Genomic DNA, 23881 nt, shown 5'->3' with positions numbered 1-23881 from the left:
TAATCTTATGGAGAGAAACCAGGGTCGTTCTAAAGATTTGATTACTACTCAGCAAATCAAGGGTAGGTTGTTTGAAAAGGCACTTGACATTATTTCTCTGCAATGCTGGACGTAACTTCACACTTAGTATTGAAAAGCTCAATATAAAAATCTGGTTACAATGGAGTAAAGCCGTTGAAAAGTCGGATTAGTATAAAAAGAAGTCTTTTAATTATAAATTTATGAACGCATCTATCGATAAATTTGTTTTGACACAAATATGCTAACCAAATCGATATGAACCGTAGAAAACTCATTCAAAGTCTCGCCGTAGGTATTCCTGGAATTTTAATCAGCAGCAAACTTTCTGCTTTTGCAGTAGCTGACGAAGCTGTTAAGGAATTCGTCGAGAAAATCATGGCAGGCCCTTTCAAGCCGACCTGGGAATCACTTTCCAATTATCAAACCCCTGATTGGTTTAGGGATGCCAAGTTTGGGATGTGGGCCCACTGGGGACCACAGTGTGAGCCTGAGGCAGGAGATTGGTATGCCCGGGAAATGTATATGGAAGGGCATTGGAAGTATAAATATCATGTCGAAAAGTATGGACATCCTTCTGTATTTGGTTTTAAGGATGTGATTAATGTCTGGAAGGCTGATAAATGGGATCCTGAGGCGCTGGTTTCATTGTACAAAAGCGTTGGGGCCAGATATTTTATGGCGCTTGCCAATCATCACGATAACCTGGATTTGTATGACAGCAAGTACCAAAAGAACTGGAATTCGTTAAAAATGGGCCCTAAAAAGGATATTATCGGAGGCTGGGCAGCAGCGGCGAAGAAGCACGGTTTGCCTTTTGCAGTGAGTGTTCATGCCGCCCATACCTGGAGTTGGTTTGAAACCGCTCAGCGGTCTGACAAAACCGGGCCTTTGGCAGGAGTTCCATATGATGGTAAATTGACCAAAAAGGATGGGAAGGGCAAATGGTGGGAAGGACTAGATCCTCAGGAATTGTATGCCCAGGACCATAAGTTGAGCGAAAACAGTGAGGATAACGGGATGATCCATAAGCAATGGCATTGGGGCAATGGTGTCACCCCTCCAACAAAAGCCTATATAGATAAATTTTACAACCGGACCATCGATCTCATTAATAAGTACAATCCGGATATGATTTATTTTGATGATTCACAATTTCCGATGTGGCCTATCAGTAATGCAGGTTTGAAAATTGCTGCCCATTTTTACAATAAGAGTATCAAAGACAAGGGTAAACTCTCCGCTGTCATTACCGGTAAAATTCTCTCAGATGATCAAAAAAAAGCAATGGTCTGGGATATCGAACGCGGCCAGAGCAATAGTATTGAGCCATTGCCTTGGCAGACAGATACCTGCATTGGCAACTGGCATTACGACCGTGGTCTTTATAACAGAAAGGGCTACAAAACTGCCAAAACAATTATTCATACCTTGGTTGATGTGGTCAGCAAAAACGGTAACCTGATGCTCAGTGTCCCTGTTCGGGGAGATGGTTCCATAGATGAGCTGGAACGTGCAGTAGTGGAAGATATTGGCATCTGGATGAAAGCCAATGGCGAGAGTATTTACGGAACTCGCCCATGGAAAATATTTGGTGAGGGCCCGGCACAGGCAAAATCTGCCGCCTTAACCGCCCAAGGATTTAATGAAGGTAAGGGCGCACCTTTTGGAGAGAAGGATATACGCTTTGCCGTAAAAGATAAAGCCCTTTTCGCCACCGTATTGGCCTGGCCGAAAAATGGATCGGTAATGATTACCAGCTTGCCCGAAGGAAGTGCGAACTATCCGGAAAAAATCAATAGCGTCAAGCTCGTTGCAACAGGACAGGAATTGAAATTTGAAAGAAATGCAGAAGGCCTTAAGGTATATTTTCCTCAGCAACAGCCTGCAGCTTCTTATGCCAATGCGCTAATGATTATTTAAAACCATAGCGAATATTAATTTTGGTTATCGTTCTCTGGAAAGGGCTGGCGTTTTGCCAGTTCCTTGGTTCAGAAACTAACAAATATCGTTATTCCGTTTATCAGTCAACTGTATAACCCACGGAAGAGTTTTCTGTCCTTTTTTCCGTTATAATTATTTTAAAATAAGCAATATAAGATGAAAAAATATGCATTGGCGCTCGATCTTATCGATGATGCTGAACTTATCGCTGAATATGAAAATTATCATAAAAAAAGCTGGCCTGAGGTAACAGATAGTATCATCAGTTCCGGAATTTTAAAGATGGAAATTTTCAGGATTTCAAACCGGCTTTTTATGTTGATGGAAACAACCGAAGATTTCAGTTTTTCCCGCAAGCAGGAGATGGACCAGCTCAATGAAAAAGTCCAGGAGTGGGAAAACCTGATGTGGAAATTTCAGCAGCCCCTGCCCTTTGCAAAGCAAGGGGAGAAGTGGATATTGATGGATAGGATATTTGAACTGGATAGTGTAAAGAAAAAAGATAAGGTAAGTGAGTAAGCAAGGACGGGCAACATTACAGATACCCCCATTTGTATTCGGAACCAGTGGGCTTGGAAATATTTACAAGGCTGAAACCTATGCGAACAAGAAGCTAATTGTTGAGGCTTGTCTGTCCTCTTCAGGGGATACCGCTTTTTTTGATACCGCTGGGAAATATGGTGCGGGGCTTTCTCTTGAGGTATTGGGAGCCTGTTTGGCAGATTGTAGGGCTGCACACTCGAAAGTAATCATATCAAATAAACTGGGCTGGTTTAGAACTGAACTTGTCGGTAGCGAACCCACTTTTGAACCAGGTGTATGGAAGGATCTTAAGTATGATGCTGTTCAAAGAATCAGTTACCAGGGGATCCTGGAGTGTTTTGAACAGGGTAACGAACTTTTGGGGGACTACAATGCCCAATATGTATCTGTTCATGACCCCGATGAATATCTTCTTGCAGCCATAGATGATTCCGATTATCAAAAACGTTACCAGGATATCCTGGAAGCTTATCGTGCCCTGATGGAACTTAAATCACTTGGAAAGGTGGAGGCAGTAGGGATTGGCGCAAAAGATTGGAAAATTATACGTAAAATTTCCAGGGAGGTTAGACTTGACTGGGTGATGATCGCCAATAGCCTGACCATTATCTCTCATCCAATTGAGCTGATAGATTTTGTATCCGAACTGGAAAAAAATAATATACCTGTCATCAACTCCGCTATTTTTAACGGCGGTTTTTTAACAGGCAGTGATTATTATAATTATCGTTTACTTGATATCAATGTGAAGGAAGACATGGAACTCATTAACTGGCGTGCTGACTTTTATGAAATCTGTGATCAGTATAATCTGTTGCCTGCGGTAGTTTGTTATCAGTATGCCAGGAGTTTCTCCGGGATAAAAAGCATCGCTATGAGTACATCAAAACCTCACAAGGTCGCTGAAAATATAGCAATGGCCCAACATGATGTTCCTAAATCATTCTGGCAGGAATTGGCTGACCGAGGATTGATATGTAATCTCTTTTAAAATATAGCCCGATCCTGGTTTAATGTTAAAAACCTCCTATCAGGCATATCATTTGCTGTAATTGTAAAGGAATCATAGTAAAAAAACTCTCTGGCAAATTTCCCATGAATAGCATTTTCAGAAAAAAAATAACAGTGCAGGAACTTGTTTCAAGTTAAATAATTATATTAACATTAAGGGATAGACCTTTATTCAATTATTATCTCTGTATTGGCATATCATTAAAATGTCTAAACCAAATATCTGACACACTATGATTATAATCAGGATGTTATTATTTTCATTTTGCCTGATCATGTTGAGTCTTAAGGTTTCCTTTTGCCAGCCTGCAGGCATAAGGGTGCCAGCAGAGGGAGATATCAAAACCTATAAGCTAACCGACGGGCTTCCATCAAAAAATACTACAGCAACACTTAAAGACAAGAGGGGATTTGTCTGGGTAGGGACAGAAAATGGGCTTTGCCGTTTTGATGGTTATCATTTCAAAGTTTTCTCTGCTAAAATTAACGATGATAATTCGATCACCAATAACTATATCAATGCCCTTTGTGAAGATCATAACGGCAGGATATGGGTAGCCACGATGGACGGATTAAATTTGTTTGATCCTTTGTCTGAAACTTTCACCAGATTTTTCCACAGCGAAAGTAAGCCCGGTTCTTTGAGTAATAATAAAGTATGGTCCCTTTTGTGTGATAAAAACGGGGTTATATGGGTGGGAACTGATGATGGGTTTAATGAGTATTTACCCCGGCAAAAAAGATTTATTGTTTACAAGCCAAACGCATCTAAAAAAGGAAGCATGATGGGTAAATCTGTCAATTCAATTATTGAAGATGAGGAGAATAACCTATGGCTCGGGAACTGGAGCGGAGGGCTGAATAAGTTTGACAAAAAAAACAGATCATTCTCGAATTTTCTTCAATATCAGGCAACGGGTGAGAAAAACCCCAATGACATTTGGTCGCTCTGCTATGGTACCGATGGTATGATATGGGTGGGTACTTATTGGAGTGGACTCTTTAAGTTCAATCCGGCAACTGCAAGATTTTCAAAAGTTAAACATGCTGAAAAGGGTAAATACACCGTTTTCAGCCTTATGAATGTTGACCAGCAATCTATACTTGTCGGGCAGGATGATGGTTTCTATTTTCTGGATACCCGTTTAAATGAATGGACTAAAATCGGCAACATCCAAAATTTTGCTTACGGGGATTCCTATAAAGATAATGAAGGCGTAATATGGATCAATGCCAGAAACGGACTCCATAAAATAAATAAAACAGCACATAAGTTCAGGCTTAATTCATTATCGCTCGTTAACCGGGAGGTGACGAGTATTGTTGTTCAACACCCGGTTATTTGGTTGGGTACCAATAATGGACTTTCACGGATAAATATAAAATCGCTGAAAGTTGAAACTTTCGTCAAGGAAGATAATAATAATAGCTTAACCAGTAATAATGTTAGTAGGCTTTATCTTGATAGCCAGAATACCCTATGGATACTTACCGAAGATGGTTTTGACAGCTATGATGAACGCGGGAAGCATTTTACCCACCATTCCCATCATTCTGTTCTTGGCAATCTTTTTAATGAAGATGTTTTTAGGGATATTCTGGAAGTAGAGCGCGGTATTTATGTGCTGGCAACAGACGCTGGAATAAAGGTTTACGATCTTTACCGGAACCAGTTTAAGCATTATTATAACCAACCGGATAATCCGCTATCTATAAATAATAACCATACCTATAATCTGGCCAAAGCGCCGGATGGGAAGATCTGGGTAGGTACGTATGGCGGAGGGATCAATATTTTTGATATGAAGACTGGCCATTTTCAGTCCATCATGACAACTGACCGCTACTATAAAGGATTAAGCAGTAATGTGATTAATGCCATTTATACCGATTCAAAAAAAAATATCTGGGTATGTACCACGGATGGACTGAATAAATATGACCTGAATAATCACCGCTTTATTACCTATGCCAAAAAGGATGGTTTTTCCAGTAATATATTTAAGGAAATCACTGAAGACCGGCAAGGTACAATATGGCTCACTACAGAAAATGGCGTATCTAGTCTAAACACCATAACCAAAGAGATAAGAAATTTTGATGAAACCGATGGGTTGTCGGTAAATACGGTAATAGCAAACAGTGAGCGAGAAATTTTTGTTGCCGGAAATAAAGGATACCTGTATTTTGATCCAAAGCAAATTTTAACAGATACCACTGTTTACCCTGTATATATCACCGATTTTCAACTCTTTAATAAAACTGTCCTTCCTGATCCGAACGGCCCTTTAAAGGATAACCTCAATATCGCAAAGGAGATTATCCTTGCCCATGACCAAAGTGTTTTTTCATTGGAATTTGTTGCCCTTAACTTTGCCTCTACCCCTAAGAATAGATATGCCTACAGGCTGGTTGGTTTTGATGAAAAGTGGAATGAGGTTGGCAACCAAAGAAAGGCCACTTATACAAACCTGAATCCGGGAAGCTACCGGTTTGAGGTTAAAGCATCCAACAATGATGGGGTTTGGAATAAGCAATTAACCACTTTGATTATCACCATCAATCCACCCTGGTATCATACCTGGTGGGCATATTTGCTATATTCGGGGCTTATAGTTCTGGGAGGGTATGTCTACATTTCTTATAGAAGAGAACAGGAAAAACTTAAATATGAAATAAAAATCGCACACCTGGAGAGTGAAAAGGAGAAAGAACTGAATGAAAAAAAACTTTCTTTTTTTACCAATATCTCTCACGAGTTTAGGACCCCGCTGACCCTTATTATCAATCCAGTAAAAGACCTGCTGTATCAGGATAACAAGAATTTAGATATAAGCAGTATGAATATTGTTTACCGCAATGCTAAACGCTTATTAAGTCTGGTAGATCAGTTATTGTTATTCAGCAAAACTGATGCAGAGGCTGATGCATTCAAAGCCTCAAAACTCAATATTGTTGATCTGGTTAAAGAAGTTTTCTATTGCTTTACAAATCAGGCAAAAACATGCCAGATAAATTATAACTTTTATTCCTCTTCAGAATGTGTAGAAGTTTTTGCCGATCGCGAAAAACTCGAAATTGTAATCTTTAATTTACTCTCCAATTCATTTAAGTTTACGCCTAACCAGGGAGAGATAACAGTAAGGGTACAGGAAAACCTTAATGATGTCAATATACTGGTTCAGGATTCAGGCTGTGGTATTCCCGAAGAATCGCAGGAAAAGATCTTTAACCGGTTTTATCAGGAAGACAAAAGTAGTTTTTTAGGAACTGGCTTTGGGATCGGACTATATTTGGTCAAAAGTTTCATAGAAATGCACGGAGGAGAGATCAATTGCCAAAGCAGTAAAGGTAAGGGTACTTTATTTAATGTTCTGCTCTTAAAGGGGAAAAATCACATCAATCCTTCGCTCTTAATAGCCGATGTACAGGAAGGTTCTAGGTTAATCAATGAGGTCAATGATTATGATCTGAAAACTGATACTGTTGATTACAGCCAGCCTGGACTCGGTAATAATCTCTCCGAGGAAAGGAAAACAATATTGATTGTAGATGATAATGAAGAAATTGCCAGCTATCTTCGGGAAATATTTAGCGCCAATTATCAGGTTATGCATACCTGGGATGCTGAAAGCGGATTGTTGACTATTCGTGAACTTTTACCCGATATTGTAATCAGTGACGTAATGATGGCCGGAATGGGAGGGGTAGAGCTTTGTAGTATTGTGAAAGAAGATGAATCTGTTTGCCACATCCCAATCGTTTTGCTCACAGGAAGTACATCGGCAGAAATTAAACTCAAAGGAATAGAAAGTGGCGCTGATGATTTTATCAGTAAGCCTTTCGACAAAGATTTGCTGATGGCCAGGATTGCCGGCATTTTAAAAAGTAAAAATAGCCTGCAAAAGTATTTTTATAGTGAGATTACACTCAATCCTAATAGTTCCAGGATTTCAGCTGAATATAAAGACTTTTTAAGCAACTGCATCAATATCGTGGAGAAGCACATGGAAAATCCTGATTTTAACATTAAAATTTTAGCCGAAGAAATAGGTATGTCGAGGGAAAATCTCTTTAAAAAAATTAAATCGATTTCTGGTCATACCTCAAACAGCTTCATCCGTTTTATCCGCCTTCGAAAAGCAGCTGAGATTTTTATCAGTACCGACAATACAATCAGGGAAACGATGTATATGGTTGGATTGAATGATATCAAACATTTTAGGGAACAGTTTAAAAAGGTGTTTTTGATGAACCCCTCAGAATACATCAAAAAGTATAGAAAAATATTCTCCCACAATCATTCGATAAATAGAGACTTAAAGCGGAATAGCTGATAGTGCCTGTCTTTAGATCATCAGAATCCTGAAATCAATTTCAATCCTCATTTTTAGCCGGTAAATTAATCTTTAGAGGGAAAAAATATTTTTTCCCCCTTTAATTTTACCTGTTTCCCCCTCCCCGAATTGTCCCTGTTTGTGGAATTTAGCAATGTCTAATTAAAAGTAAGCTGGTCCACAGGTCGGTTGAAAGACCAGGGTCATCATTTAATATTTTACTTATTATACCAAATTAAACAGCGCAGAGGCAGTATGACAAAGAATAAAAGGCTCATCAAACATTCCTTTCAGTTATTGAACGTCGATTATGTTAAACTCGGTGATAAGTGGAATTTTAGGAATGTAATCAGTCCGTATTACAGACTGTATTATATTGATGCCGGTGAGGGGAGTGTATCCGGACCAGATGGTTCAATCACCTTACGTCCAGGTTATCTGTACTTAATCCCAAGCTTTACCTTATGTAACCTGTATTGTGATCATTTTTTGAGCCAGTATTTCGTTCAGTTTTTTGAAGATTCAGTAGATAGCGTGTCCCTTTTCTCAAATTGCAGGAAAAGCCTGGAGGTAAAGGCTAACGAAAATGATGTTGCCAATTTTAAACGATTGATCGCTATCAATCCTGGGAGGGGGATTAACAGGTCCAATGATCCTTTGGTATATGAGAAAGATGTATACTATAAAGAATATACCGAGCTGAATAACCTTCAGAGTATTTCGGCACAATATGAAACTCAGGGGATTATTTTGCAGTTGATTTCAAAATTTCTTAAACCGGAACTGTTCATCAAAGATAGATCGGTTGTTAAGCCGTCAACGGTTATGGATGCTATCGGACATATTCAGATCAATATCAAAACTCCATTGAAAATTAGCCAGCTGGCAGCCCGCGCGAATTTAAGCACGGATTATTTTTCGAGGCTCTTCCACCGCTATACCGGGCAAAGTCCTGTAAATTATATCCTTCAGAAAAGAATTGAACGTGCCCAGTACCTGATTATAACCACTAAAAAGCAGCAGGAAGAAATAGCAGAACTTACAGGTTTTGATAACGTACACTATTTTTCAAGAGTTTTTAAAAAGATGACAGGCCTAACTCCCGGTGCTTACAGGTTACAGAATAAAACGCTGAATCTGATCGATTAGCAGAACCATCCCTTCATTTCCCATTTTTGATGAATATTGGTTATCCATGAAAGAAATAACGGTTCATAAAAGCCGGAAAAATGTAAAAAATGGTCTGATTATCATAAAGTAATTTTTTGTCTGGAAGATTAAATTTGATTGCGATCACTTACCCATGTAGTTCGCACTAACCAGATAAACAATTCAATGATTGCAGTAAGTTGACCGCAGGCAATGAAATGCCTGATTATCACTGCAGAAGTGTGCAGCCGATTATATTTTTAAAATAACCTGAACATAATATGTATAACCAAATAAATTCAGTTACTATGGACAAATAAGATTTACCCTAATCTTCTGCAGAACCAGGCAGCAATCCAATAATCATTCTTCTTAGAAACTATTATCCAACGCTAATTAGGCAGTTGACAGGACTTGTATTGACATTGTTTTACCCTAAAACCTTAAAAAATGAATCCAATTTTTCTCCTATGCTGATTCCATTAAAAATTACCGGTCTTGGTATATGATATGGATAAATTATGATCCAGATATGGCAGGGTTTTGAGCTTGATTTCAAAATTTTGAAGATGCAATTGTTGCCGGAATGCTCTTCAGCCTAAAAGGTGTTTCCAAAGGAAAAACTATCCGCAAATGGAACATTTTGATAATTAAAAACTCGGCAAATAACCAAATATAAACTAAATGAACGTGAGTACTTTAATTAAGTATGTCGCTATGAAGCGACGTTTAGCCTCCTTTTTTCAATCGTGGGGCGCAGCAGGAATCAAAAAAATATGTATCCCACTTGTTATCCTTGGATTCTTCTATCCAAAATTATCTTTTTCCGGCACAGGTTATGAAAGCACTTTTAATTATCCGCCACCCTTTCAGGATGAGATAATAGTTAAAGGAACGATAAAGGATGCCGATGGACCACTTCCCGGCGCAACAGTTACCCTTAAGTTTTCCAAGGTTGGAGCACAGGCGGATAACAATGGTAAATATAGCCTTAAAGTACCTGCCAACGGAACATTGATTTTCAGTATGGTAGGATATAAAACCAAAGAAATAGAAATAAAAGGGGAAAGCAACATCAACGTGGTATTGGAATCGCTTAATAACCTTGATGAGGTTGCCGTGGTAGCTTTTGGAACACAAAAGAAATCCAGTATGATCAGTGCCATCACTACCATCAATCCAAAGGAGCTTAAAGTGCCCTCCAGTAACCTAACCACAGCGCTGGCCGGTAAACTGGCTGGAGTGATAGCCTATCAGCGAAGCGGTGAACCCGGACAGGACAATGCATCGTTCTTTATCCGCGGGGTAACTACCTTTGGGTATAAAAGAGATCCCTTGATTATGATCGATGGGATTGAAGTGACCGCTACTGATCTGGCCAGGATGCAGCCAGATGACATTGCCAGCTTTTCCATCATGAAAGATGCAACAGCTACTTCACTTTATGGTGCCAGGGGGGCAAATGGTGTAATCCTGATTGTGACCAAGTCAGGCGAGGAAGGTAAGGCCAAGATTCAGGTACGTTTTGAAAACTCTACTTCCCAGAACACCAGAAACCTGGAATTTGCAGATCCGGTTACCTACATGAAACTGGCCAATGAGGCCGTAATCACCCGGAATCCCTTAGGTGTACTTCCCTATGCACAAAATAAGATCGATCAGACGGCGCTTGGGGCCAATCCGTATATATATCCCGCTAATGACTGGCGGCAAATGCTATTAAAAGACAGGACCAATAACCAGCGGATGAATTTTAGTACCAATGGAGGGGGGAAAATAGCCCGCTACTATATTGCAGGCACCTACAATAACGACAATGGTTTACTGAAGGTTGATCAGCGCAATAACTTCAATAGCAACATTAACCTTAAATCTTATCAGCTACGCTCGAACATCAACATCAACATGACTAAAACCACAGAAGTAATTGTTCGTCTGTCCGGTAGTTTCGATGATTACACTGGCCCGATCGATGGCGGTAGCGGGTTGTATACCAAGATTATGAGGAGTAATCCTGTGCTCTTCCCCGCTTATTATCCGGCAGATCAGATGCCAAAGACCAATCATATCCTGTTCGGTAATTCAAGCAATGGTTTGCTAATTAACCCTTATGCGGATTTAGTTAAAGGATACCGCGATTATTCAAGGTCCCTGATGAATGCGCAGTTTGAAGTGAAACAAGATCTCGCTTTTATTACCCCAGGGCTCTCAGCGAGAGGGATGTTCAATACCTCTCGCTACTCTTACTTTGATTTGAGCCGCAATTACAACCCGTTCTTTTATGCTGCAAGTGGATATAACAGCCTAAATAATACCTATGGACTAACGCTCTTGAACGAGGGCTTTGCCACTGAGTATCTGAATTACAGTGAAGGTGCAAAAGATATCAATACCACCACTTACATGGAAGCTGCAGTCAATTACGCTAAGCAGTTTGGAAAGGTTCACGATGTCACCGGATTATTGGTGTACCAACGCAGACAGCAGCTTTTTGCCAATAACGGAACATTACAGAAATCCCTGCCTTACCGAAATCAGGGGCTTTCCGGACGTTTTACCTATGGATATGATAGCCGTTACCTGGCTGAGGTCAATTTTGGATATAATGGATCAGAGCGCTTCTTTGAATCAGAAAGATATGGCTTGTTCCCCGCTTTTGGTATAGGATGGCTCATATCCAATGAGAAGTTCTGGAAGCCTATTAGTACTGTAGTGAGTAAGTTAAGGTTGAAGGCAACTTACGGATTGGTAGGTAATGATGCTATCGGTGGTCCGGAAGACCGTTTCTTCTACCTGTCTGAAGTTAACTTATCTGATCCAGGCAAAGGTGCTACATTCGGTGAACAATTCGCATACAACCGGCCCGGGGTGACCGTAAACCGTTATGATAACCGCTTTATTACCTGGGAAAGAGCAAAGAAGTTTAATTTTGGAACTGAGCTGACGCTTTTTAACGATTTTAATTTACAGGTGGATGTGTTCTCTGAAACCAGGGACAACATCTTGATGACCCGTGCTTCTATTCCAAGCACTATGGGACTTGCCGCTGCGATCAAAGCCAATACCGGTAAGGCAAAAGCCAACGGTGTGGATATTTCGGCAGACTATAGCAAAAATTTCAATTCTTCGTTGTGGCTGCGCCTTCACGGGAACTTTACTTATGCCCATAGTGAATTTTTACAGTTTGAGGAACCTGAATATAAAGAACGCTACCTTTCCCGAATCGGGCAGCCACTCAGTCAAACCTATGGGTTAATTGCTGAACGCCTGTTTATCGATCAGGCTGATGTGGCAAATTCTCCTAGGCAGACTTTCGGTGAATATGCCGCTGGAGATATTAAGTACCGAGATGTTAATGCTGATGGTCAAATCACAGACCTGGATAAAGTGCCTATAGGATTGCCTACCGATCCGGAGATTATCTATGGTTTTGGATTTTCTACCGGTTACAAGAATTTTGATTTGTCCGTCTTCTTCCAGGGATCTGCCCGTTCATCATTCTGGATTGACACCAGGGCTACCGCACCATTTGTGCCTTACAATTACCCCGGAGAATCGTTGGGTGGAACGCAAAACGCATTAATAAAGGCCTATGCGGATAATTACTGGTCTGAGGACAATCAAAACCTTTATGCACTATGGCCACGCTTAAGTGACAATACAAACTTAAATAATGCACAGACCAACACCTGGTTTATGCGTAATGGTTCTTTTTTGAGATTGAAATCTGCTGAAATGGGTTATTCGCTACCTAAGAAAATCCTAAACAAGATCAGGTTGAGTAATGCCCGTTTTTACGTTAGCGGCACTAATTTATTAAGCTTAAGTGGATTTAAGCTTTGGGATATAGAAATGGGGGGTAATGGTTTAGGTTACCCTGTACAGAGGGTTTACAATGTTGGTGTACAGATAGGATTTTAATATTATGAAAAAGATAAGCATATTTTTAGCACTGGTGGTTTTCGCATTCATCACTTCCTGCAAAAGAGACTTTTTGGATATCGTTCCAGATAATATCGCTACCATAGATAATGCGTTTACCAATAGAAATGAGGCAGAGAAATATTTATTTACCTGTTATTCCTATTTGCCTCAGGAAAGTAATATTTACCAAAATCCAGCGATGCTGGTTAGCGATGAGTTTTGGACTTACTGGCCTATTACCTCGTTAAGTCGTTTGCCTTCCGGGCCACAGCAAATCGCCCGGGGAAACCAGTCACTTACTTTTCCGCTACTTAATTATTGGGATGGTGAGTCAGATGGTAAAGCTATTTTCAGGGCATTGAGAGATTGCAATATTTTCCTTGAACATGTAAATGAGGTTCCTGATCTTGATGCCTCTCAAAAGACAATATGGGCAGGTGAGGTACAGTTTTTAAAAGCCTATTATCATTTTTATTTGTTACGGATGTACGGACCGATTCCAATTATTGATAAAAACCTGCCCATTACAGCAACAACTGAAGAGGTGAGGGTAAAGCGTGAACCGTTAGATAAAGTGGTGGATTATATTGCCAGTTTAATGGATACTGCCGCCACGAAGCTGCCCATTAGCATTCAAAACCGCTCTTCTGAACTCGGACACATTACCCGCCCGATTGCGTTATCCATTAAGGCCAGGGTGCTGACTTTGGCAGCAAGCCCGCAGTTTAACGGGAATTCGGATTACAGCGGGTTAAAGAATGCAGATGGTACGGCTTTGGTGAATACCACTTTCAGCGTTCAAAAATGGCAAAGAGCGGCTGAAGCCTGTAAACAGGCCATTGATCTTTGTGAAAGGGCAGGGATTCGCTTGTATAAGTTTAACGCTGCGGTGTCCAATATATCTGATCGGCTCAAACTGGAAATGAGTATCAGAAACAGTGTTTGTGAGCCATGGAACCAGGAACTCATCTGGGGCTTTACCAATGGTACCGGTTCGGGGATACAACTTCAGGCTATGCCCAGACTTGACGTGGCAAGATCCGGGAATGAATCTACGCTCGGTCAATTGGCCCCTACTTTACGCATCGCCGAATTATTTTATACCAAAAATGGTGTTCCCATTTCGGAAGACAAGACCTGGGACTTCTCTAACCGCTACAGTTTAAAAACAGCCACCGGTGCAGATCAGGATTACCTGCAGAATGGTTACATCACCGCTGCATTGCATTTTGACAGGGAACCGCGCTTTTATGCTGATTTGGGTTTTGATGGCTCTCAATGGTATATGCAAAACAAGACCTGGCCAGTTCAGGCCAAGGCGGGACAGGGTCAGTCCAGGAGGGCTGCTTTTGGTTACTCCATTACCGGATACTACAGCAAAAAACTGGTGAATTGGAAGTTCGTTATCCAGGACGGCTTAAGTTATACCCAAGAACAGTATCCATGGCCAATCATGCGTTTATCCGATTTATATCTTTTATATGCTGAAGCATTGAATGAAGCAAGTGGCCCATCTGAAGCCGTTTATCAATACTTAAACCTGGTGAGGGAAAGGGCAGGTTTGCAATCCGTTCAGTCATCGTGGGATACTTATTCGATAAATCCCGGAAAGTATAGGGATCAGGCAGGCTTGAGACAGATTATCCATCAGGAAAGGGGTATTGAAATGGCTTTCGAAGGTAGCCGCTTCTGGGACCTGAAACGATGGAAGGAAGCCTCTTCAACCCTTAACAATGGTGTGTACGGTTGGGATATAGAGCAAACTGATGCAACAGGATATTATAGACCAAAATTACTTTTCAATCAAAAATTTGTTGCACCCCGTGATTATCTATGGCCAATAAAGGAAAACAACACTATTGTAAACCCCAATTTAGTTCAAAACCCAGGATGGTAATTACTTAATAATTAAATGTTATGAAAAAAAATAAATGGTTTGTATTGTTGGCACTTTTTTGTGCAACAGTACTCGGTTGTAAGGAAGATATGCTGGCACCTGTAGAAAAGGATAGCGTAGTGCCACAACAGATCACAAATCCGGTAGTAGAACGCATGTCTGGAGCTGTAAAAGTAACCTATAACCTTCCATCTGATCAGGATCTGATGTACGTCATGGCTCAGTATACCAATAAATACGGGAAGTTGATCAGCGTAAAGGCATCTGCTTACACCCGCTCGCTTCTTGTTGATGGTTTTGCGGATACTGCCGTTTATAACCTCAATCTATATGCAGTAGATAAATCGGATAACAAATCCGCACCGGTGACCATAAAAGTGAAGGCGCTGGAACCCCCAATTTTTGCCATCAGGAGAAGCCTGGTTTTGGCCAGTGATTTTGGGGGGATAAACATTAGTTTTGCCAACCCTACAGAAGCTAACATTGCAGTAGTGGTAAATTATAAAGATTCCCTTGGCAACTTTGCAACGCGTGAAACCATTTATACAAAGGCAAAAAATGGCGTATTCTCCTCGAGGGGATTTCCGTCAAAGGAAACTATTTTCGGCGTTTATATTCGCGACAGATGGGACAACCGCACCGATACTGCAATGACTAAGCTTACCCCGATCTTTGAAAAGGAGCTTGATAAAAGTAAATTTAAAGTACTCACATTACCAACAGATGCCCCCGTAGGTTGGGGGCTGCCTATCAATAATTTATGGAATAAGGTAATTTCAGCCGACGGGAACATGTGGCACACAACCGATGTAGGCATGCCACTTCACGTCACCTTTGATCTGGGTGTCACTGCTAAAATCAGCCGATTTACCCTGTGGCAGAGACAAGGCGTTTGGATATACAACCATGGAAATCCCAAAAGATATGAGATATGGGGCTCGAATAATCCGGCCAGTGACGGTAGTTATACCAACTGGACTCAACTGGCTTCATGTGTTTCAGTCAAACCTTCTGGTCAGCCACTCGGCTCTAATTCCAATGAGGATGTCGCTGCGGCAGCTCGTGGTGAAGAAACCAATGTTCCTTTAAATGCACCTTCGGTCAGATACATCAGAATTAAGGTTTTGGAAACCTGGGCTGGCCCAGGAGGACTGGCTGCCCACGTTTCAGAGATGACCTTTTTCGGAAATGATAATTGATCTTTTACTAAATATTTTTTGACATGAAATATATTATTGCTTATTCTATGGTTGCTGTTGCTTTGCTGATGGCTTCCTGTAGCAAAATGGATGATTATAAAAAGCTTACTGACGGCAAAGAGATTACCTATCCTGGTAAAGCCGATTCATTAACTGTTCTATCAGGCCGTAACCGGGCACTCGTCAAGTTTCTGCTGATTTCCGATCCCAATATTACCAAGGCAACAATTTACTGGAACAATAAAGCCAACCATCAGGATGTTGCCATTACCAGGGGAAAAGGGATTGATACCATCAAAGTGATGGTGCCTTCATTACCGGAAGGTAATTACTCCTTCGAAGTTTTTACATTTGATAAAAATGGTAATAAATCCGTGGCTGCCCTTAAACAAGGTGCTACCTATGGGGATATTTTTGAAAAATCGCTGTTGAACCGTATCTTGGAACGGGCTGTATACCAGCCTTCCACCGGGGCCACCATTCTTAACTGGCGGGTTTCTGATGCCGGTTCTGTTGGCGTAGATGTTACCTATACTACTGTCAATGGGGTCTCCCGTACAAAAAGGGTAACCAAGGCCGCCAACCAGATTGTTTTGACAGACCGTAATCCCGATACTGACATTCAGTACAGAACTCTTTTTTTACCAGATTCCACTGCGATTGATACCTTTTACAGCGCTTCGGTAAGCAGGAAAATTAATGAATTCCTTTTGAAAAATTCCGGTGCGCCATTTATTGCGGGTAAACGGGATGGAAGGTGGGGGGATCTGGCAGAATGGACGACTAATGCCGCAGCAAAAAATATGTCCAATAAAACAATTGGGGGATTCGATTCCTATAATGGAGGTGGCTTTATCTCATTTGAATATTGGTACTCCCCCCAGATTTCAAATGGTAAAATATTTCAAACCACCACGCTTCCTGCTGGTAAATACCGTTTTGTTGCAACAGTATCTGAAATCAACAGCACTTTAGAAGCCACTTATTTAGTGGTTGATGCAGGGAAGACCTTGCCTGATGTCGCCAATATCTCGCAGGCCATAGGTAATTTCAGGTTTTTGGATAATTCGCAGAATGGAAAAGATTATGCTGTATCCTTTACACTTGCGCAGGCACAGGAAATATCGCTTGGCTTTGTTTCAACTATGTTTGTTAAACATGAAAGCAGTATTAGGATTAGTAAAGTGCGGTTGTATAAAGATTAAGATATTCTTCTTTACAGACTAGAAACATCTCTAATTTTTTCAATTTAGAAAAGAGCGTTCTTACAACAGGAACGCTCTTTTTTTGTCAAATAGTCATGTTCTATCTATCCAGGACAGGAATTGATGGCGAAAGGACGGAAAATTATAAAAACAGGTCTGAATACGTCAAATTAATTTGGCCTGCCGGATTTTATATTTGATTATGTTTTTTAACAGCTCAAAAGTATAGAAAAGCCGAATAGATTAATGTTAAGATGGTGTAGCCATGTTAAAAATAGAAATTGATTCTGTTCCCCTAAATACAGAGCATGCAGACCTGGTTAATCCAAACTTTTAATCCAAAAATTAAAATGGCCTATGAAAGGAAAATAAACTCATCAGATCTTTTGATTAATCCGCTTTCCGGGAAATAATCTTATATAAAACAAACTAATAACTAACCAAATATGAATAATAATCCAAAGTCGCCAGAAAACTGGTGGAAATTGCTTACGCTTTTTGGTATTGGCACAGTACTTTCAGCTACCCCTTTTGAGCAGGCAGTTGCCAATTCCGCAAAAAAATATCTAAATACTAATACTTTCCTATTTAATGAAAAGTCTGCTTCCCTGACCTATGCCAAAGTGGATATCAATATTAAGGGTAAGGTTACCGATCAAGGTGGAAAAGCCATACCAGGGGTGGTGGTCAAGCATAAAGAATCCGGCAAGGCTACCCAGACAGATACACAGGGGAACTACACCCTAAGCATACCCGACAGCAAAGGTACCCTGATTTTTAGTTACATTGGTTTTACTACTAAAGAAGTGCTTATCGGTGAACAGACGCAAATCAATATTCAGCTTACCGATGACAATAAAAAACTGGATGAAGTTGTTATCGTAGGATATGGCACACAGAAAAAAGTTAACCTTACCGGATCGGTAAGTACAGTGTCTTCAAAAGACCTGGATAACCGCCCCATTACGCAGGCATCACAGGCCTTATCCGGTTTATCGCCAGGAGTACAGGTACAGCAAGGCGGCGGCCGGCCAGGAAGTGATGGCGCAAGGGTAATTATCAGGGGGGTAGGTACATTTAATGCAGGAAGCAGTCCTTTGATATTAATTGATGGGATTGCAGGATCTCTAGATGATGTAGCCCCGGATAACATTGCCAGCATGACTGTCCTTAAGGATGCCGCATCAGCTGCTATTTATGGTAACCGGGCGGCCAATGGGGTAGTGTTGATTACGACTAAACGTGGACAAAAGGGAAAAACTGTAATCAGCTATAATAACTATGTGGGATGGGAGAAAATAACAAGCCTGCCCCAGTTCGTCGATTCATGGACTTATGCTGAACTGACCGGTGCCAGCGCTGATGTGGTGGCGAAGTACAGAAGCGGTACCGATCCTGATAACTTTCCGAATGTATTCCACCTGAAGGATTTATTAAATTCCGGATCAGGGTTTCAGCAGTACCACAACCTTAATGTTTCTGGTGGTGAAGGGAATAATGTGTATTATTTATCGGGCAGTTATCGTGACCACAATGGTTTGACTGCGGAGACCAATAATAAGAGATATGATATCCAGGCCAATATCGATACCCGTATCAAGGATAACTTAAATCTTAAAACCAGTATATTGGGATTTTCCCGGTTTCAAACCCAACCTCAATCCAATGCTGCTGGAATAGGCGGGATAATTGGTTTTGCTGTACGTGAGCCTAATACTATTGCCGGTTTAAGATCTGATGGCACTTATGGCCGCCAGGATTTCTATGCACCGGAAGCGTGGCTGGCCAGTGAAGGTTTTAATAATTTCAGGGCCAAAAATTTCTATGGAAATACGACGCTTTCATGGGATATTATTCCTGGACTGAACCTGAGCGGAACAGCAGGGTACCACTATTACACCAGCGTGAATACAACCTATATCGCTGATATAAACATTGATAGGACTACATATGTTGGCCCAAATAGCTTAAACGTAGAAAACATAGATGGAAATGAAGTTACACTGAACATGTTGTTGAAGTACACGAAAAGTTTTGGAAAACATAATTTCTCCATCCTGGGAGGTTACCAGCAGGAAGCACACCGCGATAATTATTCAAGGGCATTTCGGGATAAATTCCCAAACAATTTACTTTATCAACTCGATGCCGGCGCTACCACAAATCAGCAAACCGCAGGTAATGCGAATGAATATGCTTTCAGATCTTATTTTGCCCGTTTAAATTATGATTTCGGAGGTAAATATTTATTTGAGGCCAATATACGTTACGATGGTTCTTCCAGGTTTGCCCCGGACAACAGATATGGTATTTTTCCGGCGGTTTCCGCAGGCTGGAGACTTTCTGAGGAATCTTTTATCAAGGATAATATCAGTTGGATAGATGAATTGAAAATCAGGGCATCTTATGGTTCTTTAGGTAATGCGAATATTTCGGACAGGAACGGGAACCTCTTAAATTATCCATACCAATATAATTTCAGCACAAATCCAAGGTATAATTTTGGAGGGGTTATTGCGCCGGGAGCAGCAGTTACCTCTGCAGTCAATACCGGTATACAGTGGGAAACCACAACCACAACCAATCTGGGACTTGATTTTACAGTATTCAAAAATAAACTTAGCGCTACCGTTGATATTTATGACAGAACAGCCAAAGACATTCTTTATCAGGTGCCCGTATCCGCTACACTGGGCCTTACCGCACCAATACAGAACGCAGGTTCGATCCAGAACAGGGGTATTGAGCTGAGTTTAACCTACAATACTAAAATTGGTCAGGTAAATCTTGGCGTATCTCCAAATTTCTCTTACAATAATCAAAAAGTAATCAAAATCGCTGGTGATATTCAAAGTGTAATTCCCAATTTCTTTCTTGGAGAGTCACTTAATCCAATTTATGGTTTTGTAGCAGATGGCCTTTTTGTCGATGCTGCGGATGTGGCCAGTTATCCATCGCAGCCGAATGGTGGTGCGCCTGGGAATATCAGGTTTATGGATATCAGTGGCCCCAATGGCGTTCCTGACGGTAAGGTTGATGCTACATACGATAGAAAAATACTGGGCAATACAAATCCAAAAACCTCTTTTGGCCTGAATCTGACCGCAGCCTACAAAGGGATCGATTTGTCGGTCTTATTCTCTGGTCTAGGCGGATATACTGTTCAGATGGGCTCCTATCAGGCCTATGCCCTCTACAACGGTGGCAATGTTCAGCAATGGCAATATGAAAATGCCTGGACTGTGCAAAATCCGGACCGCAATGCAATATATCCACGGATTACAAACTTGAGCCAGGGGAGCGCCAATGTGCAGAGAAACTCTTACTGGAACAGGTCCGGAACATTCCTGAGGCTGAAAAATGCCCAGATTGGCTATACTATACCTGCTAATCTGAGCAAGAAAGTAGGACTGGAAAAATTGAGAATTTTCGCGGGAGGCCAAAATCTTTTCACCTTAAACGATTTTTATGAAGGTTGGGACCCTGAAAACGGTCAGGGCTCAGGAGATTCTCCAAACTTCTATCCACTCACGGCCATCTATACTTTTGGTATTAATGTGAAATTGTAATCTAATGTAGTTAGGACAATTAAATTAAATAAAATGAAAAATTATATATATAGATTATCAGTGGTGGTAGGTTGTACCTTCCTTACTGTAATTGCAGGATGTAAAAAAGATCTTTTAAATACCCAGCCGCTTTCAGCCATATCTGATGCCACTTTCTGGAAAACGGCCAATGATGCCACACTTGCTTTGAACGGCGTTTATGATAGTGGGGCTGGCTTCACCGGATATAATTTCTGGGCGGCCACATCCATGGTTAATTTGGATTTGATGGCAGGAAATGGTTCAGAAAAAGAGTCTATTCCAGATAATTTCACCAATGGGACATTAAATTCAACTTACGGGTTTGTGGGGTCTTATTATTCGCAGGCCTATTCACAAATTACCAGGTGCAATAATTTCCTGGCCAATATCGGCTCGGTTTCCATGGATGCTACCCAAAAAGCGGTGATGATTGGAGAAGTAAAGACTATCAGGGCATACAATTATTTTAATCTGGCCTTATATTTCGGAGATGTCCCTTTAGTACAGAAACTCCTGACGGTAGAGGAGGCAAATTCGGTATTCCGAACACCAAAATCAGAAGTTTGGGCGTTCTGTGAAACCGAACTGAAAGCGGCAGCAGCCGTACTTCCAGTCTCGGTAAGTGCAGACAGGCTTGGACATATGACCTCCGCCTCGGCCCTGGCCATATTGGGACGCTTGCAACTGGCCCAGAAAAAATGGGCCGAAGCAGCCGCTACCTATAAAGCCATTATTGATTTTAACTATTATACTATTGATCCCAGGTATCGTGAGCTTTTCCTGAATGCCGGAGAAACGAGCCGCGAGATCATCATGGCCATGCAATATATCAGAGACACCTATAACCATGCGTTACTACAATATCTGACCCCAGAAACCTGGGGCGGGTGGCACCAGTATTCTCCGTTCAATGAACTGGTAGAAGCATACGAATGCAAGGACGGGAAAACGATTGCAGAGTCTCCGCTATTTGATAAAAATAACCCTTATAATAACCGTGATCCAAGGATGGATTTTAATATTATGATTTCAGATCGCACCAGCTTCAGGGGGAAAGTGTATTCCGCTAAACCCGGAACGACCCTTCCAGATCGTTTAAACCAGTATCCAGGGGTGTGGAGTGGCTATGCAATTTATAAGTTTCTGGAAGATGATCCTGCAGTGGCAACCACAAACAATACCGGAAATAATTTTCCTTTGATCAGATACGCAGAGGTGTTGCTGGGCTATTTAGAAGCTAAACTGGAATCCGGAACGGGTGTGGACCAGGCACTATTAGATGCAACAATTAATAAGGTGAGGGGCAGGGCTGCCGTAGCGATGCCGGCAGTAACCACTACAGATCCTACAGCGCTTAGGGCCATTATCCGTAGGGAACGACGTGTGGAATTTGCTTTTGAAGGAATCAGGTATTTTGATTGTCTGAGATGGGGGATAATCGGAACAGAGAATAACCAGCAATTTACTGGTATGAAACTCACCAACGATCCAGCCAATTATAAGGATTACCCTGTTAATACCAATGGATATTACATTTATAAAAAACGAAATTTTGTGGTGGGCAGGAATGAGCTTTGGCCTATCCCTCAGTCGGAACGAGACCTGAACAAAAACCTGACCCAAAACCCGGGTTATTGAGTGATAGCAGGGTTAAACTTTTGTTTATCTCTGCAGAATATTTCCCAATAGATCATTTGGGGAGTTTAGGATTTAAAATAGTCATGTAGCTATGATTTATTCGTCCCGACAACTATATGACCGGGGTTAGGACATACAATATAGGAGAAACACCTTTTAAATCCGAAATGGATTGGGATTTAAAAGTGTATGATAACTTTTGCTCTGGAGAAGATCAAAATCAGAAGTACTGCGATTCCCTTTACGTTAAGGTCCTCCTTGAAACAAACAGGAGATTCTTGTAGGTTAGTTAGTTTGGCGTCATTCCTTCGGGAATGGCGTTTTTTATTCTTTCCAAACCCATTTATCATGATAAGCCAAAATATAAAAAATGAATATACCTGCTAAAATTAAACAACTATCACTAATGAACACTGCCCTGTATGTCAGAATGGTGCTGCTGGCTGTGCTACAGATAACTTCTGCCGGAATTTTATTTAGTCAGGAATTTGAGCCCGCTGCTGAAGATAATCAGGCTAAGGGGTATCTTTTCGCCTACTTTAAGGGAAATTCGACAATTGATGAGGCGGTATGTTTTGCCATTAGTACAGACGGGTACAACTACCGTGCTTTGAATAATAACCATCCTGTTATCGATTCAAAAATTATTAGTTCTACCGGTGGGGTAAGGGACCCTCACATACTGCGGGGAGAGGATGCTAAAACATTTTATATGGTACTCACCGATATGACCTCTGTCAAGGGATGGGATTCAAACAGGGCTATGGTACTGCTGAAATCAGATGATTTGGTGAACTGGAAACATAAGGTTATCAATATTCAGGAACGCTATGAGGGCCAGCAGAATCTGAAGCGCGTGTGGGCTCCGCAAACGATATATGATCCGGCAAAACAAAAGTATATGGTTTACTGGTCTATGCAACATGGGGATGGTCCGGATATTATTTATTATGCCTATGCCAATAGCGAGTTTAATGATTTTGAATCGGAACCACAGGTACTGTACCGCCCAAAAAATAATAAATCCTGTATTGATGGCGATATCATAAACAAAAACGGGCTGTTCTATCTGTTTTATAAAACAGAAGGCCACGGCAACGGAATAAGGTTGGCGATAACGGATTCATTAACCTCCGGGCGTTGGATCGAACAGCCGGGATACAAGCAGCAAACAACTGATGCTGTAGAAGGTTCAGGGGTGTTCAAACTTAACAACTCTGATGAGTATATCTTAATGTATGATGTTTATGGCAAAGGTAAATATCAGTTTTGCCAGAGTTGCGACCTGGATAAATTTAAGGTTATAGATCATGAGGTATCTATGGATTTTCATCCACGTCATGGAACAATAATCCCAATTTCGTTAAAAGAACTAAAAGCCTTAACCTCCAGATGGGGGATGCCCACAGATATTAAACTAAAGTAA

12 protein-coding genes are annotated in these 23881 nt (G+C 41.0%); all 12 read left to right on the top strand.

All coding sequences use genetic code 11. From position 1 onward, the window contains the following. Positions 1 to 276: 276 nt before the first annotated feature. Positions 277 to 1941: an alpha-L-fucosidase gene (locus BMX11_RS12405; protein ID WP_090884702.1), complete on the top strand. Its 1665-nt coding sequence runs from the start codon at positions 277 to 279 to the stop codon at positions 1939 to 1941. A gap of 177 nt (positions 1942 to 2118) precedes the next feature. Further along, on the top strand, positions 2119 to 2481 hold the full coding sequence (locus tag BMX11_RS12400; protein WP_090884700.1) for an L-rhamnose mutarotase: 363 nt from the start codon (positions 2119 to 2121) through the stop codon (positions 2479 to 2481). Then, a complete protein-coding gene (locus BMX11_RS12395) occupies positions 2474 to 3496 on the top strand; it encodes an aldo/keto reductase (protein ID WP_090884698.1) in 1023 nt (340 codons plus the stop codon). The genes BMX11_RS12400 and BMX11_RS12395 overlap by 8 nt, the downstream gene beginning before the upstream one ends. 268 nt (positions 3497 to 3764) lie before the next feature. Next, complete coding sequence (locus BMX11_RS12390; RefSeq protein WP_217643834.1) at positions 3765 to 7853, top strand: hybrid sensor histidine kinase/response regulator; 4089 nt, start codon at positions 3765 to 3767, stop codon at positions 7851 to 7853. 255 nt (positions 7854 to 8108) lie between these two features. Then, the gene (locus tag BMX11_RS12385; protein WP_090884694.1) at positions 8109 to 9002 is read left to right on the top strand and encodes a helix-turn-helix domain-containing protein; all 894 of its coding nucleotides are present in this window, start codon (positions 8109 to 8111) and stop codon (positions 9000 to 9002) included. Between the two features lie 717 nt (positions 9003 to 9719). Beyond that, a complete protein-coding gene (locus BMX11_RS12380; RefSeq protein ID WP_090884692.1) occupies positions 9720 to 12923 on the top strand; it encodes a SusC/RagA family TonB-linked outer membrane protein in 3204 nt (1067 codons plus the stop codon). Positions 12924 to 12927: 4 nt separating this feature from the next. Next, entirely contained in the window at positions 12928 to 14823 is a 1896-nt protein-coding gene (locus BMX11_RS12375; protein ID WP_090884690.1) for a RagB/SusD family nutrient uptake outer membrane protein, read from the top strand. A 20-nt stretch (positions 14824 to 14843) separates the two neighbouring features. Further along, positions 14844 to 16022, top strand: a complete 1179-nt coding sequence (locus BMX11_RS12370; protein WP_090884687.1) for a DUF5000 domain-containing lipoprotein — start codon at positions 14844 to 14846, stop codon at positions 16020 to 16022. A gap of 23 nt (positions 16023 to 16045) precedes the next feature. After that, positions 16046 to 17227: a DUF4998 domain-containing protein gene (locus BMX11_RS12365; RefSeq protein WP_090884684.1), complete on the top strand. Its 1182-nt coding sequence runs from the start codon at positions 16046 to 16048 to the stop codon at positions 17225 to 17227. Between the two features lie 446 nt (positions 17228 to 17673). Further along, positions 17674 to 20796, top strand: a complete 3123-nt coding sequence (locus BMX11_RS12360; protein WP_090884682.1) for a SusC/RagA family TonB-linked outer membrane protein — start codon at positions 17674 to 17676, stop codon at positions 20794 to 20796. 33 nt (positions 20797 to 20829) lie between these two features. Next, positions 20830 to 22455: a RagB/SusD family nutrient uptake outer membrane protein gene (locus tag BMX11_RS12355; RefSeq protein WP_090884680.1), complete on the top strand. Its 1626-nt coding sequence runs from the start codon at positions 20830 to 20832 to the stop codon at positions 22453 to 22455. Positions 22456 to 22861: 406 nt separating this feature from the next. Continuing rightward, complete coding sequence (locus BMX11_RS12350; protein ID WP_090884761.1) at positions 22862 to 23881, top strand: glycoside hydrolase family 43 protein; 1020 nt, start codon at positions 22862 to 22864, stop codon at positions 23879 to 23881.

The organism is Pedobacter rhizosphaerae (genome assembly GCF_900111155.1).
Taxonomy (GTDB): domain Bacteria; phylum Bacteroidota; class Bacteroidia; order Sphingobacteriales; family Sphingobacteriaceae; genus Pedobacter; species Pedobacter rhizosphaerae.
Note: the sequence above shows the minus strand (reverse complement) of the source record. Positions and strands in the feature narration are given on the sequence as shown.

Excerpts from the sequence above, each read along its gene's own strand:
- BMX11_RS12380 (WP_090884692.1), top strand. The coding sequence starts at position 9,720 with ATGAAGCGACGTTTAGCCTCCTTTTTTCAATCGTGGGGCGCAGCAGGA.
- BMX11_RS12355 (WP_090884680.1), top strand. The coding sequence starts at position 20,830 with ATGAAAAATTATATATATAGATTATCAGTGGTGGTAGGTTGTACCTTC.
- BMX11_RS12400 (WP_090884700.1), top strand. The coding sequence starts at position 2,119 with ATGAAAAAATATGCATTGGCGCTCGATCTTATCGATGATGCTGAACTT.
- BMX11_RS12405 (WP_090884702.1), top strand. The coding sequence starts at position 277 with ATGAACCGTAGAAAACTCATTCAAAGTCTCGCCGTAGGTATTCCTGGA.
- BMX11_RS12370 (WP_090884687.1), top strand. The coding sequence starts at position 14,844 with ATGAAAAAAAATAAATGGTTTGTATTGTTGGCACTTTTTTGTGCAACA.
- BMX11_RS12365 (WP_090884684.1), top strand. The coding sequence starts at position 16,046 with ATGAAATATATTATTGCTTATTCTATGGTTGCTGTTGCTTTGCTGATG.
- BMX11_RS12385 (WP_090884694.1), top strand. The coding sequence starts at position 8,109 with ATGACAAAGAATAAAAGGCTCATCAAACATTCCTTTCAGTTATTGAAC.
- BMX11_RS12390 (WP_217643834.1), top strand. The coding sequence starts at position 3,765 with ATGTTATTATTTTCATTTTGCCTGATCATGTTGAGTCTTAAGGTTTCC.
- BMX11_RS12350 (WP_090884761.1), top strand. The coding sequence starts at position 22,862 with ATGAACACTGCCCTGTATGTCAGAATGGTGCTGCTGGCTGTGCTACAG.
- BMX11_RS12375 (WP_090884690.1), top strand. The coding sequence starts at position 12,928 with ATGAAAAAGATAAGCATATTTTTAGCACTGGTGGTTTTCGCATTCATC.
- BMX11_RS12360 (WP_090884682.1), top strand. The coding sequence starts at position 17,674 with ATGAATAATAATCCAAAGTCGCCAGAAAACTGGTGGAAATTGCTTACG.